This window comes from Actinomadura sp. WMMA1423, from assembly GCF_006547145.1.
Classification (GTDB): domain Bacteria; phylum Actinomycetota; class Actinomycetes; order Streptosporangiales; family Streptosporangiaceae; genus Spirillospora.
Genome location: NZ_CP041244.1, coordinates 4,809,725 through 4,822,512, shown reverse-complemented (window position 1 = coordinate 4,822,512; position 12,788 = coordinate 4,809,725). Strand labels below are relative to the sequence as shown.

15 protein-coding genes are annotated in these 12,788 nt (G+C 69.3%); 6 read left to right on the top strand and 9 right to left on the bottom strand.

The annotated features are described in order from the left end of the window. Nucleotides 1-54 precede the first annotated feature (54 nt). Nucleotides 55-792 (bottom strand): VOC family protein, encoded by a 738-nt coding sequence (locus tag FKD65_RS22315; protein ID WP_141579330.1) that lies wholly within the window; start codon nucleotides 790-792, stop codon nucleotides 55-57. A gap of 414 nt (nucleotides 793-1,206) precedes the next feature. On the opposite strand from FKD65_RS22315, the gene FKD65_RS22310 reads away from it, so the two are divergent. Beyond that, on the top strand, nucleotides 1,207-3,051 hold the full coding sequence (locus FKD65_RS22310; protein ID WP_168221147.1) for a tetratricopeptide repeat protein: 1,845 nt from the start codon (nucleotides 1,207-1,209) through the stop codon (nucleotides 3,049-3,051). On the opposite strand, the gene FKD65_RS46650 is transcribed toward FKD65_RS22310, so the two are convergent. The 6 genes from FKD65_RS46650 to FKD65_RS22280 all read right to left on the bottom strand — a co-directional run bounded on the left by FKD65_RS46650 (nucleotide 3,048) and on the right by FKD65_RS22280 (nucleotide 6,626). Then, on the bottom strand, nucleotides 3,048-3,239 hold the full coding sequence (locus FKD65_RS46650) for a DUF397 domain-containing protein (RefSeq protein ID WP_141579328.1): 192 nt from the start codon (nucleotides 3,237-3,239) through the stop codon (nucleotides 3,048-3,050). The genes FKD65_RS22310 and FKD65_RS46650 overlap by 4 nt on opposite strands. A gap of 166 nt (nucleotides 3,240-3,405) precedes the next feature. Beyond that, nucleotides 3,406-3,966 carry a helix-turn-helix domain-containing protein gene (locus tag FKD65_RS22300; RefSeq protein WP_141587011.1) on the bottom strand — a complete coding sequence of 187 codons (561 nt, stop codon included), beginning with the start codon at nucleotides 3,964-3,966 and terminating at the stop codon, nucleotides 3,406-3,408. Beyond that, nucleotides 3,966-4,451 carry a GNAT family N-acetyltransferase gene (locus FKD65_RS22295; RefSeq protein ID WP_141579327.1) on the bottom strand — a complete coding sequence of 162 codons (486 nt, stop codon included), beginning with the start codon at nucleotides 4,449-4,451 and terminating at the stop codon, nucleotides 3,966-3,968. The genes FKD65_RS22300 and FKD65_RS22295 overlap by 1 nt, the downstream gene beginning before the upstream one ends. A gap of 148 nt (nucleotides 4,452-4,599) precedes the next feature. Continuing rightward, the gene (locus tag FKD65_RS22290) at nucleotides 4,600-5,289 is read right to left on the bottom strand and encodes a methyltransferase domain-containing protein (RefSeq protein ID WP_141579326.1); all 690 of its coding nucleotides are present in this window, start codon (nucleotides 5,287-5,289) and stop codon (nucleotides 4,600-4,602) included. 137 nt (nucleotides 5,290-5,426) lie between these two features. Beyond that, a complete protein-coding gene (locus FKD65_RS22285) occupies nucleotides 5,427-5,807 on the bottom strand; it encodes a hypothetical protein (protein WP_141579325.1) in 381 nt (126 codons plus the stop codon). Between the two features lie 57 nt (nucleotides 5,808-5,864). Next, nucleotides 5,865-6,626, bottom strand: a complete 762-nt coding sequence (locus tag FKD65_RS22280; RefSeq protein ID WP_141579324.1) for a TetR/AcrR family transcriptional regulator — start codon at nucleotides 6,624-6,626, stop codon at nucleotides 5,865-5,867. A gap of 91 nt (nucleotides 6,627-6,717) precedes the next feature. Here FKD65_RS22280 and FKD65_RS22275 point away from each other — a divergent pair, with 91 nt between their 5' ends. Both FKD65_RS22275 and FKD65_RS22270 read left to right on the top strand, forming a co-directional pair. Next, a complete protein-coding gene (locus FKD65_RS22275; protein WP_141579323.1) occupies nucleotides 6,718-7,620 on the top strand; it encodes an NmrA/HSCARG family protein in 903 nt (300 codons plus the stop codon). 129 nt (nucleotides 7,621-7,749) lie between these two features. Continuing rightward, the gene (locus tag FKD65_RS22270; RefSeq protein WP_141579322.1) at nucleotides 7,750-8,679 is read left to right on the top strand and encodes a Rieske 2Fe-2S domain-containing protein; all 930 of its coding nucleotides are present in this window, start codon (nucleotides 7,750-7,752) and stop codon (nucleotides 8,677-8,679) included. Nucleotides 8,680-8,726: 47 nt separating this feature from the next. Here FKD65_RS22270 and FKD65_RS22265 read toward each other — a convergent pair whose 3' ends face one another. Next, nucleotides 8,727-9,071 carry a VOC family protein gene (locus tag FKD65_RS22265; RefSeq protein ID WP_141579321.1) on the bottom strand — a complete coding sequence of 115 codons (345 nt, stop codon included), beginning with the start codon at nucleotides 9,069-9,071 and terminating at the stop codon, nucleotides 8,727-8,729. Between the two features lie 331 nt (nucleotides 9,072-9,402). Here FKD65_RS22265 and FKD65_RS22260 point away from each other — a divergent pair, with 331 nt between their 5' ends. Next, nucleotides 9,403-10,095, top strand: coding sequence for a hypothetical protein (locus FKD65_RS22260; RefSeq protein WP_141579320.1), 693 nt, complete (start codon nucleotides 9,403-9,405; stop codon nucleotides 10,093-10,095). Nucleotides 10,096-10,211: 116 nt separating this feature from the next. Here FKD65_RS22260 and FKD65_RS22255 read toward each other — a convergent pair whose 3' ends face one another. Continuing rightward, complete coding sequence (locus FKD65_RS22255) at nucleotides 10,212-10,568, bottom strand: MerR family transcriptional regulator (RefSeq protein WP_141579319.1); 357 nt, start codon at nucleotides 10,566-10,568, stop codon at nucleotides 10,212-10,214. Nucleotides 10,569-10,653: 85 nt separating this feature from the next. Here FKD65_RS22255 and FKD65_RS22250 point away from each other — a divergent pair, with 85 nt between their 5' ends. Beyond that, entirely contained in the window at nucleotides 10,654-11,457 is an 804-nt protein-coding gene (locus FKD65_RS22250) for an aminotransferase class IV family protein (RefSeq protein ID WP_141579318.1), read from the top strand. Between the two features lie 227 nt (nucleotides 11,458-11,684). After that, the gene (locus FKD65_RS22245; protein ID WP_141579317.1) at nucleotides 11,685-12,692 is read left to right on the top strand and encodes a methyltransferase; all 1,008 of its coding nucleotides are present in this window, start codon (nucleotides 11,685-11,687) and stop codon (nucleotides 12,690-12,692) included. Nucleotides 12,693-12,788: the final 96 nt, after the last annotated feature.

The window sequence follows — 12,788 nt, the reverse complement described above, 5'->3', positions numbered from 1 at the left end:
CCATCGTCCGAGACGGGCTTCTCCTCTGGCGGGCCGTCGACCGTCCGCCATGCGTCAGCGCGGCGTGAGGATGCAGAACTCGTTGCCCTCCGGGTCTGCGAGGACCGTCCACGGGACGTCGCCCTGGCCGATGTCGACGTCGGTGGCGCCCAGCGCTCGCAGCCGGGCCGCCTCCTCCAGCCGATCGTCATCGGGGTACGGCCGCACGTCGAGATGGATGCGGTTCAATCCCGTCTTCACACCGGGCGTGCGGAGGAACTCGAGGTACGGCCCGACGCCCTTGGAGGAGCGCAGCGTCGCGTGCTCGTCGGTCACCTCGTGCAGGGTCCAGTCCATCGCCTCGCTCCAGAACCGGGCCATGACCCGCGGGTCCGCGCAGTCGACCACCACCGCGGCGATCGGGCCGGTGTCCATGTAGATCGGGCGAGGCTCCAGCACGCAGAACTCGTTGCCCTCCGGGTCGGCGAGGACCGTCCATGGGACGTCGCCCTGGCCGATGTCGACGGGCGTCGCTCCGAGCTCCTTGAGGCGCGCGACCAGCTCGGCCTGGTGGGCCGCGGACGTGGTGGCGAAGTCGACGTGGACGCGGTTCTTCACCGTCTTGGGATCCGGGACGCGCAGGACGTCGATGTAGAGAGCCGAGGGGTCGGGATAGTCGAGGTCCGGGGGTTCGACGTTGGTCACGCCCGGCCCCTCGCTGGAGATGCCCCAGCCGAGTGCCTCCGCCCAGAACCGGCCGACCACGGAGTCGTCACCGGCCTTCATCGCGATCTGCACGAGCCGTGTAGCCATGGCGCCGATCCTATGTCCAGGTGAGTGGATCACCACCCCTGGACGGTCCGGCCCCACGGCGCGTCATCTGGGTTGAGCGTAGAGGCCGAGGCTTCGGTACCGAGGCGGGGACCGAGCCGCAAGCCCGATGCCCGAGATATGGCCGGCATCTGCCGTCCGAACAATAAGGAAAAAGCTTCAACTGCGCATTCCGTATCTTACGATGTACGTATGAAGCCTCGTGATAACGAGAGGCCGCCCTACCGGGGGCAGGAGATCTCGTCGGCGCGGGACGCATTTGTCGCTGGACGCGACATCAACCTCCATCTGGGTCTCGTTGACGGTGATGAACGGGGTGATGGGCGACACCTCCTGGAACCACCGAGAGGCCGACTGCCGCGGAGGGTCCGAGGCCGGTCCGAGCTGATCGGGGAGTTGGTCGCGCTGGTCGAGCATCCCGATCAGCGGGTCCATCTCCTGTCGGGATTGGGCGGTATCGGAAAATCAACCGTGGCTCTCCGGGTCGCTGAACTGGTGCACGAGAGAGGCATGAACTCCTGGTGGATACCTGCCGTCAACGCCTCGGAGGTGGCTTTCTCTCTTCTGAACCTGGCCCTGGAGTTGGGGGCCGGAAGGCAGGAGATCGAGGCCGCTCTCGCCGGCAAGGTCAATCCTTCGGATGTGCTCTGGCGCCGGTTGGCGAAAAAATCGAGATGGCTGCTGGTGCTCGATAACGCCGACGATACCGGAACGCTCGCGGTGGGCGGCAGGCCGGCCGGGGACGGGAACGGCTGGTTGCGTCCCGCTGAAACGGGACTGGTCGTGGTCACCAGTCGCCTTTCAGGTGGGCACGGCTGGGGCGCCTGCGTCGAAGACCACCCCCTGACCTGGCTGCCCCCTGAGGAGGGTGCCCAGGTTCTCCTGGACCTTGCCCGTCACGCCGGCTCGGAAGGCGAGGCCGCGTCGCTGTCCACGCTGGTCGGCGGCCTTCCACTCGCTCTTCGTCATGCAGGTTCCCATCTGGCATCGCCATTTGCCCAGGAACGTAGCTTCGCTGAATACAGGGATGCTCTGAGCAGTCAGTTCTCTGAACTCATGGGCGGCGGCTCCAGCGATCGGGAGACGGTGACGAGCACATGGGAACTGTCGCTGCATCAACTCGCGCAACAGGGCCGACCGCAGGCCAGAGGCCTGCTGGAGGTTCTGGCCTGGTTTGCACCTGCTATTGAAATTCCCATCCGGCTGTTGGACCACCAAGTCCTGGAGTCCGTGTGCGACGTGGACGACCGCGGCGCTGTGAGCAACGGTCTGAGCGCCCTGCTGTCAGTGGGACTGCTCGACGTTCGCCATGACGCTGAGGCGCGCCCGCAGTGGGTGGTGGTCCATCCCCTGGTGGCCGAAGTGACCCGTCAGCGAGCCCTGGCGAGTTCCGAAGACCGTGGTCTCACGCACTTCGTTCTCGTGCAGCGGATGCTCGCCGGCGCCACACTCGAATCGCCTCTCGATGCGGGGACGTGGCCGAGCTACAGCGAGATCATTCCCCACGTTGAGCACATGATCGAACGCCACCCCGAATGCCCCGAAGGACAAGAATGCTGCCCTGAGGGATTTCGCGAGCTAGTTCTTTCCTGTGGACACTACCTATATGTGTCCGGCCAGTATTCAAGAGGTCGGGAGCTGATGTGGAGAGTCTGGAATCACTGGAAGGGTGTTCGAGGCGACCGGGACCCGCACGTTCTTTCTGCGGCGAACCGCCTGGGCTCGACCTTGACGGAACTGGATGAGAACGAGCAGGCTCGTGACATCTTCACCATGGTGCATGGGCATAGAAGGTCGCTGCTAGGAGACGATCACAAGGAGACTCTCGCGGTCGCGAACAATCTGGCCATCGCACTGAAGAACTTGAAGGACTACAAGGCCGCCCGTGAAATACTGGCCGCCACGCTGACGCACCAGTGCCGGGTACTCGGCCCGAACTCGCCGTCCTCGTTGAGATCGGCAAGCAATCTCGGGACCGTTCTACTGCGGATGCAAGAGTATGGTGAAGCATACGGCTTCCTGTGCGACGTCCTCGAAAGGCGCCAAGCGACCCTGGGGCCCTTGCATCGAGAAACGCTCTGGACCGAGCATTGCCTCGCTCTGGCCATGGACGGATTGGGGCGCCGCTCGGACGCCCGGGCGACCTTGCTCGAAGTGGTGGCCAAGTACGCCGCCACCATCGGGGTCGAACATCCTGACACGCTGCTGGCGCAGGAAAGCCTCGAAGGGCTCTCCGGCTAGAGGTGGGGCCCCGATTTCACCTGATCGAGCAGATCCCTCCACTGCTCGTACGAAATCCTGATCATTGGGCGGCCCGATGCCCCGGAGTCGCGAATGAGGACCACTCGGCTCATGGCGTCCTGAGCGACCTCAACGCATTCCGCACTTGAATTGCAGTATGAGGCGCGGCGAAAACGCGGGTTGCTCATCGCGAGTCTCCTTGCCGGTGCCCTGACGTTTGGTTTCAGGGTAACCCGCCGGGTGACCAAGTCAAGAGAGCCGGCGATCACCGGACAGCCGGCGGGAGGTCCGGCCTTTTAGCGGTGGGACCGAGGCCGGTGCCTGCGGCCAGGCCGAGCGGGCGGTAGCTTCGAGTCAGGGTGTGGGTTTCCGGGTCACGACCACGACGTACCGGCATTCTTCGGGGCCGTCGTTGACGAATTCGCGGGCCTGGGGCTTTCCGAGCTCGAACGTGTCACCCGGAGTGAGGACGTGCCTGGTCGGTCCTTCGACCAGGGTCAGCCTGCCGTCGAGCATCCAGATGAGCTCGGCGATGAACGCGTAGGACGCCGCCGGCATCGGCACCCGGGCCCCGGCGGGCAGCACGATCTCGGTGACGTCGGCGGGGAATCCCGGTGTCGAGATCTGTCGTCGCAGGTAGCCGGTGTCCGGGTCCGTCCAGTCGGGGGTGTCGGCCGCTCGTCGCACCCGGTCCGGGACGGCGCCCTCCGCAGGTGACAGGAGCTCGGTCATGCTCAGCTCCAGGGCGGCCGAGAGCTTGCCGAGGAGTGCGGCGGTCGGGCTGCTCTGACCGCGTTCGATCTTGCTGATCATCGCTCGGGACACCCCTGACGCATCCGCTAGCCGAGCGAGTGTCCAGCCGCGGCGGGCGCGCTCCGTCTTGACGCGCCGCCCGAGCACGTTCGGGCCTTCCATCAAAGTGGACACGCCCTCGCCTCGGCTTCGAGTCGCAGCTCCATGAAGACGCTGTTGGGGTCGTGGACGTAGTCGGCGAACGGCTCGCACTGGGTGAATCCGTGCCGCTCGTAAAGCCGTCTGGCCGGTGCGAAGAAGTCCTGGCTTCCGGTCTCCAGCAGGACCCGCCGGTGACCGCGTTCGGCGGCGACGGCCAGGAGGTGCCGCAGCATGGCCGTCCCGATCCCCAGCCCGCGCGCGTCACGCGCCGTCCGCATGGACTTCAGCTCGACATCGCCGCAGCCGAGATCCTTGAGCGCGCCGCAACCGCGCAGCTCCGGCCCGTCCCAGACCGACCAGAACGCGACCGCCGGTTCGCGCAGCTCCTTCAGGTCCAGCGCGTGGATCGATCCGGGCGGAGAGGTGGCGTGCATGTCGGCCAGGTGCTCCTCCAGCAACCGGTGGACCTCTGGAAGGGCCAGGCCGCCGAGCTGGAAGCGCAACATCGTTCACCCTCCCGCCTCACCCGCACGGTGCGGGCCACGGTCATCGACACTCCAGTATAGTGGACGAAGTTCCACTATAAGAGCGGAATGTGGCCGGGTCAGCGCCTGCACCTCGGCGGGACGGACCGCAGGACCGCGGGCTGATCGCTCAACCGGCGCGCGTCCCGGAGGCGACGAAGATCGGGACGGCGAGGAACAGCCGGTCGTCGCGCGCCCTCGCGGCCTGCTCGTCGAGCCAGGCGCCTTCTCCTCCCATGGCGGCGAGCGTCGGCAGGCACGCGTCGTCCGTCCACACGATCGTGTGGACCTCGACGGTGACGTCCACGAACCCGTTGTCGAGCAGGAGGTTCCGGTACCGGCGGGCGACCCGCGGGTTCGGCACGCCGTCCGCGCGGGCGTGGACGAGCCTGCGGGTGAGTTCCGGGTCGTCCGAGTCGAGGACGAACGTGTCCCAGTCCTGGCCGATGAGCACCGCACGGCCCTTGCCGGCCAGGACGCGGCGGGCCTCGGTGACGGCCGCTTCCGGCTCGGTGAGCGAGTGCAGGATCTTGTCGGCGCGGTAGCCGGTGACCGAGCCGTCCTCGAGGGGCAGCGCGGACGCCTCGGCGACATGGAACTCCCCTGCGGGCCAGCGCTCGGTCGCGACCTCGATCATGGCGGGGTCGAGGTCGACGCCGATGGCCTTCTTCCCGCGCGCGGCCAGCTCGCCCACGGCGCGCCCGCTGCCACACCCGACGTCGACAACGGAGTCGCCCAGCCCTGCGTACGTGCGTTCTCGCAGCTCACGAGCCTGAGGTCGGTCGTCGAACGCGTCAAGGGCACTGAGCAGCTTGGACATGGCCCTCATTGTGCAGCCCGGTGCCGACATTAAGCCGATCGGCGAGGCGACGCCCGTGTGGACGTGCGGTGACGCCGCCGGCGACCACTGGGGGCCGTCAATGCGTACGGCGCGATCCGTAGGGGCTGCCGTCCGTCTCACTCCGCCCGCCGCGCAAGGCGGCCCTTGAGCCGGCGCGGGAGGGCGCTCTTGAGTGCGATCACGCACAAGGTCCGGGTGATGAGGCAGAGAAAAAGCGGCACCCCGAAGAGCACGATAAGGGTCCCGTGCCACCACGCGAACGAGTACTCGTCAAGGTGCTGAAGCAGGTTGTAGAGCAGGAACCCCTGGAGCACCAGCGTCGTGCACAGCATCAGCCAATTGCTGTCCACACCTGGCGCGAAGAAGCGCTGCCAGCGCGTGCGTCTGATCCGGCCGTCCGGATCCTTCCGCCGGGCGTGCACAGACGGAATGGGCGCGGTCATTTCGTCGATCGCTCCGCGAACGGCTGTCCGAAGCTGTTCCCGAACGGTCGCCATGCCATCAGTAGAACATCGGTTGAGAACGAGGAAAAGGCCCATGGTCCACGAGAGCCGTCAGCCTTGCCAGGTGACCGGACGGCGGCGGTGTGCGCGCTGGCGGCAGGTGGGGCCGCAGAAGCGGGCGGGTCGCCCGGTGGGACGCGTGCGCAACTGCGCGCCGCATTCCGCGCAGTACCTCAAGCCCTTCGTTTCGTGACCCGGAGAAGAGGGAGCGTCACGGAAAACGTCGGCTTTCGTGACGACCGGCGGGCGCAGTCCGTCCAGCATGAACCGTGCCATTCGCATGCCGCGTCCCGAGTCCCGGTGGGCCGAAAGCAGAGCAGAACAGCCGATGACCAGCGCTGACAGGTCGTCGGCCCGCACGTCCGCACGTACCGCGCCGGCCTCCTTCGCGTCGCGCAGCAGTCGCTCCAGCGCCTTCCCGAACCGCTGTGCCGCGGCGCCCAGCACGGCGCGCGGCCAGCCCCGATCGGCGGTGAGGACGTCGCAGACGTGCCGGCGGCCCGCCGACTTCTCGATCACTTCGAGCAGGAAGCCGAAGAGGGCCTCGCCGGGGGCCGCGCGGGCGGCCCACCGATCGGCGGCGGCCACCAGTCCCTCGACGTTGCGGGCGAGGACCGCCTCGACCAGGGCGTCCTTACTCGGGAAATGCCGGTAGACGGTTCCGGCGCCGACCCCGGCGCGCTGCGCGATCCGGCCGAGTGACACCTCCAGGCCCTCTTCGGCGAACACGCGTGCCGCCGTGCGGAGCACGGTCTCCCTGTTGCGGAGTGCGTCGGCGCGTCCGGCGGGCGCCGGGGACGGGGCTGCTGTCATGTCACGAAATCCTTGTCCGCGATGCAGAAACGGGTGGAGCATTCCGGATCGTTCCAGTATCCCCATCCCCGCCATCTCCGGAAAGGGCGTTATGAGCACCGCGACCCCCGACTCCCCGATCCTCGTCACCGGCGCCACCGGCAAGCAGGGCGGCGCCACCGTCCACCGGCTGCTCGCCGAAGGGCGGCCGGTGCGGGCCCTGGTCCGCGACCTCGGAGCATCTGCCGCGACCGCGTTGGCCGAGGCAGGCGCCGAACTCGTGCGCGGCGACTTCGATGACCCGGCGAGCCTGCGGACCGCCCTCGACGGCGCCTCCGCCGTGTTCGGCATACCGCCCGTGGCCTACGGCCCGGCCGGAACCGACGCGGATCTCGAAGCGGCCCGCGGCCGGAGGCTGATCGACGCCGCGGCCGCGGCGGGAATCGAGCAGGTCGTGTTCAGCACCGTCGCCTCGGCATCGAGCGGGTCACCGCATTCCAGGGGGAAGGCGTTGATCGAGGAGTACCTGCGCGACCGCATCGCCCTGCCCACCGTGCTGCGCCCGGTCCGGTTCATGACCAACTATCTCGGCGTCGGGAGGGGCATCGACGGCATCTCCGACGGCGTGCACCGGCACCTCTTCTCGCCGCACCAGCCGATGCAGATCATCGCGCTGGAGGACGTCGCGGAGTTCGCCGCGCTCGCGTTCGCCGACCCCGCCCGGTTCGCCGGACGGACGCTGGAACTGGCCGGCGACGAACCCACGCCGGTCGAGGCCGCCGCCGCGATCAGCGAGGCGACCGGTGTCCCGGTCCGGTACCGGCAGCTCACCGACGACGAGGCGGCCGCGCTCAACCCCGAGATCGCCGCGACCAGGAAGCGCTGGCAGGACGGTGACCGCTGGCACGCGGACATCGAGGCTCTGCGCGTCATCCACCCCGGGCTGCGGACCCTCACCGACTGGCTCACCGAGAGCGGCGCCGCCGCCCTCCGCGCCCGACTCGCCACGTCCTAGGGTGCCGTCCACGCGGGCTCGGTGCCGGTAACCACGCCCCGGCGGCAGGGCGATGAGGCGGGTGGGCGGTTTCAGGGGGTGTTCGGGGGATAGGGAGCGGACGTGTAGTCGTGTCTGGGGGAGGGCGTTATGAGCATGCCGCACAGGGCGATCCACCGGGTGGAGAACGCGGAGGCCTTGGACAAGGTCGCCGAACCGGTCAGTTCCGTGGTCCAACGGGCGGTCCAGCCGAAACCGATCCGCGATCTGCTCAGCGGGACGAATCTGGGGCATCCGCTGCACCCGTCGCTCACGGACGTGGCGATCGGCGCGTGGAGCATGGCCGGGCTGCTGGACATGGTCGGCGGATCCGAGGCCGAACCGTTCACCGAACTGATGACGGCGGCCGGAGTGGCCGCCGCCGTGCCCACCGCCCTCACCGGATTCAACGACTGGGCCGACACGCTCGGGGCCGAGCGCCGGGTGGGCCTCGTCCACGCGGGGCTCAACACCGTGGCGCTGGCGCTGTACGCGGCGTCCCTCGTCGCGAGCAGGGGCGGGGGCCGCCGCAAGGGCAAGGCCCTGCGGTTCGCCGGCCTCACGGCGATGGGCATCAGCGCCTACCTCGGCGGTCACATGAGCTTCGCCCAGGGCGTCAACGTCAACCGCACCGCGTGGCAGGAGGGCCCTGACGACTGGACGCCCGTACTGGCGGCGTCCGAACTGGCCGAGGGCGAGCACCGAACGGCCGACGCGGACGGCGTGCGGGTCCTGCTCTACCGGACGGCCACGGAGGTGCACGCCATAGCCGCCACCTGCAGCCACATGGGCGGCCCGCTGGGCGAGGGGACGATCGAGAACGGCTGCGTCATCTGCCCCTGGCACGACAGCACGTTCCGCCTCGCCGACGGCGGCATCGAGCGGGGCCCGGCCAGCTCGCCGCAGCCGTCCTACGAGGCGCGGATCCAGAACGGGCGTATCGAGGTCCGGGTCCCGCCGCCGGGCGCCCAGAGCGACATGGCCAAGGAGGGCGCCCACCGGAGGGGCCGCCGCCTGCTTTCGCGCGCTTCGGCCTCGTGACACCGTCCCCGCATGCGCAGACACATCGCATGCGGGAGCCCGCAGGACTACTGGACGGGGGCTTCGGCCAGGGACAGGCTGTTCCCGTCCGGGTCCAGGACGACGACGTGGCGCACGCCATTGCCGTAGGTCTCCACAGGTTCGTGGCCGATGCCGTGGGCGGCGAGTCGGGCCAGGATGTCGTCGAGGCCGGTCACACCTAGCGTGACCATGGCCTGGCCCACCCGCTCGGCTCGCACGTCCCGGTCGTCGACGACGACCCACGCGTTCTCACCGACGTGCCACAGATGTTCTTCGCCGATGACCTCGTCCGCCGGGCGCCCGAAGAACGCGCCGAACCACTCCAGGGACTTCGCCTGGTCGCTCACGCACATGACGCTGTACAGATCCACGCCGATCGCTCCCCTCGCTTGCTCCAGAAGGAGGACCGGCCGCGCGACCGAGAATCATCGGAGACGCGCCGAGATTCTCCTGGCGGGCACACGCGTGGCATGCGGCTGCGAGCAGCCTTGAGAAGGTCCCAACAAAACGATCTTTCGTCCTGAGGTCCGAGTGAATGGGGAACCCGGCGCGCCTCCGGGTCGTCGAACGCGCGTGTCAACCCGGACGCGACGCCTCCTCATATCGGGAGCTCTCGCCGTTTCCCTGGCGGTGGGGCTTCTCGCCACCGCTCACCACCGCACATGGTGGGCGCCCGATCCACCAAGCGACCCGGACGCGCTCGTGCTGCGAATCCAGTTCGTGAAGGGCATGGGCTCGCCGGTCGACCGCCCGGTCCCCGACATCTCCGTGTACGGCGACGGGCGCGTGCTGACCACGGCGATCGATCTCGCCGAGTCGCCCGCTCGCGACGTCGTGAAGGACCACCGGCTGACGCGCACGGCCTATCGCCGCCTCTACCGCGACGCCCGCCTCGCCGGGCTGACCACGTCCCGCACATTCCACAGCAAGGAACAGACAGCCGACGGCGGCCTCACCGTGGTCACGTTCTTGGCGGACCGCCGGCAGCACGCCTCGACCGTGCAGGCGGGTGCCGGCGGTGTGCGTGTCTGGATGATCAACCGGCTCGCCCGCCGTCTGCGGGCCCTGCCGCGCGGCGACCTCCTGCGCCCGCCGGTGGCCTACCGCCCGGAGCGGATGGCGATCGTGGCCTGGCGGCCCGCGAAAGACCCATCCGGAGACTCCCCGGGCTCCGGGACCCAGGCCGCGCCGTGGCCGCTGCGGCCGCTCCCGGCCGGCCGGTCCGCGACCTGCACCCTCCTCACGGGCGCCGACGCCGAAGCCGCCGCGCGCCTCGCCGGTTCGGCCTCGACCACCGCGCAGTGGCGCAGCGGCCCCGGCCTGTACACAGTGATCTTCCGGCCACTGCTGCCCGACGAGACCGACTGCGCTGCCATAATCCCGAAGAGTCCCTAACGAAAGAGCGAGGTCGGCTTGTCGGCGCCGGCACATGATGCCGCAGGCGAGGGTGAGGAACGCCTCGTGGACAACGTCGCGGGCCGGACCAGCTTGCCGTGCTGGTCATGCAGCGGCTACTCGTCCGGTGGACGCCGGGCAAGGAAGCCGGTGAGGGCGTCGTGGTTACGCCTGAGGCCATCGATGCGGGCGTCCAGGGCCATGAGTTCGCGGTCGAGGAGGTCGGTGATGCCCGAGCACCAGTCGAATTCCGGCTGGTCGCTGCGGGTGCAGGGGAGCACCTGGCGGATCACCTCGGTGGTCAGCCCCGCGTCCAGCAGGACGCGGATCTTCCGCACGGTGAGCACGGAGCCGTCGCCGTAGCGCCGGTAGCCGTTCGAGTCGCGCTCGACGTCGAGGAGCCCCTGCTCCTCGTAGTAGCGCAGCAGCCGCGTGCTGACCCCCGTACGCCGGGACAACTCCCCGATCAGCATGTCACCGCTCCGGATTGACCTTCTCACCGATGTGAACGCCTAACGTCGCCTCCCAAGCGATCATTCCGCACCGCTGGAGACGTTCATGACCCCTCTCGTCGTCCACCGCAACGGCCGCACGGCGACCGCCGATGAGCTGGCGCCGCTCGCCTTCGCGGGATACGCCCACTTCAGCGCCATGCAGGTGCGCGGCGGCAGGGTCCGCGGCGTCGACCTCCATCTGGAACGGTTGCGGTCGGCCTCGATGGAGCTGTTCGGCACGGCGCTGCCGGACGAGCGGGTGCGGTCCTATCTGCGGACGGCGATCCAGGCGGGGCCGGCCGACGTCTCGCTGACGGTCACGATCTACTCGTCGCCGGGAGAGTTCAGCGCGGACGGGGTTCAGCCGGAGCTGGAGGTCCTCGTCCGGACGGGGCCTCCCGCCTTCGGTCCCACGGGGCCACTGACATTGGCGACGGTGGAGTATGACCGGTTCCTCCCTGCTCTGAAGCATGTCGGTGAGGTGGCGAAGACCTATCTCATGCACCGCGCCGTCCAGGACGGCTTCGACGACGCCGCCTTCGTCGACCGCCAGGGCCGGCTCAGCGAAGCGACGATCTGGAACCTGGCCTTCTGGGACGGCGACACCGTGCTGTGGCCCGACGCCGAAGTCCTGACCGGGATCACCATGGGCATCGTCCGCCGCCAGCTGGACCGCCTCGGCGTCCCCCAGCGCGTCGAGCGGATCACGCCGGCCGACGTCCCGGCCCTTTCCGGAGCCGTGGTCATGAACTCGTGGACGCCAGGAGTCGCCGTCCACCGGATCGGCCCGACCCCCGTCCCCGAAGCCCCCCGCTTCCTGGACCTGCTCCACCACGCCTACCAGTCAGAACCCCTCAACGAGTTCTAACACCCGCCCCACGCCTCACCTGATCACGAGCCTGGCACGCGATGATGGATGCCTTCACCGCCGCCCGCTTCCGCATCGCCGCCATCAGCGAACCGCCGCCCGCCCCGGCCGCCGCTGGATCAGGTCTTCCTGTCGTCGGCTGAACGAGCGGCGTGGAATGTCGTAGGGGTGCGGTTGGATCGGGCTCGTGACCTCTCGGGCCGAGACGTGTGGAGCGGGGAGGCGGCATGACTGAAGAAGAGCGCTGGGGCGGGGAGTTGTGGGCGGCGGCCGACCTGCTGACGCCGATGGCCATCCGGGTCGCGGCGACTCTGCGGCTGGCCGACCACATCGCCGCCGGTCAGCGGACGGTCGAGGCGCTGGCCGCGGAGACGGGCGCCGACCAGGACGCGCTGGGGCGTCTGATGGGCCATCTGGTGGCCGCCGACGTGCTGTCCCGCGAGGAGGACGGCGCCTACGGTCTGACGGCGATGGGGGAGCGGCTCCGCGACGACCACCCGGACGGCGTCCGGCGCTGGATCGATCTGGACGGGGCGATCGGGCGCGCCGATCTGTGCTTCGTCCAGCTGCTGCACACCGTCCGCACCGGTGAGCCCGCGTACCCGCGCCAGTTCGGGCGCGGCTACTGGGAGGAGCTCTCGGACGATCCCGGGCTGGGGGCGTCGTTCGACGCGCTGATGGGCTCCCGGCTGGCGGCGGACGCTGAAGCCGTGGCGGCCGCCTATCCCTGGGCCTCGCTCGGCCATGTGGTCGACGTGGGCGGCGGCAACGGAAGCCTGCTGATCGCCATCCTGCGCGCCCACGAGGATCTGCGGGGGACGGTGCTCGACCTGGACGGTCCGGCGGCCCGCGCCCGGGAGGCCATCGCCTCGGCCGGGCTGGAGCACCGGGCCGAGGCTCAGGCAGGCAGTTTCTTCGACCCGCTGCCCGCCGGGGCGGGCGGCTACCTTCTCTCGGGAGTCCTCCACGACTGGGACGACGACGAAGCCGTCCGCATCCTGCGGCGGTGCGCCGAGGCGGCGTCCGCGACGGGGAAGGTTCTCGTCATGGAGCACATCGAGGACGCCTACACCGCCTCGAACACCGAAGGCGACCTGCGCATGCTCTGCTACGTCAGGGGCAGGGAGCGCACTCGTGAGCAGTTGGACGAGATGGCGAGGTCGGTCGGCCTCCAGATCCACTCGGTGAAGCCGGCGGGTTCGCACTCGCTCATCGAGCTGCTCCCGCTGCCCTGAGCCGCGGTCGCCGTCCCCCGCCGCCAGGACGGCGTTCGCGTTCGCACGGGGCGCAGCCGCTGTAATGGTGGCCCGAGAGACGCGGCCTTACCGTGG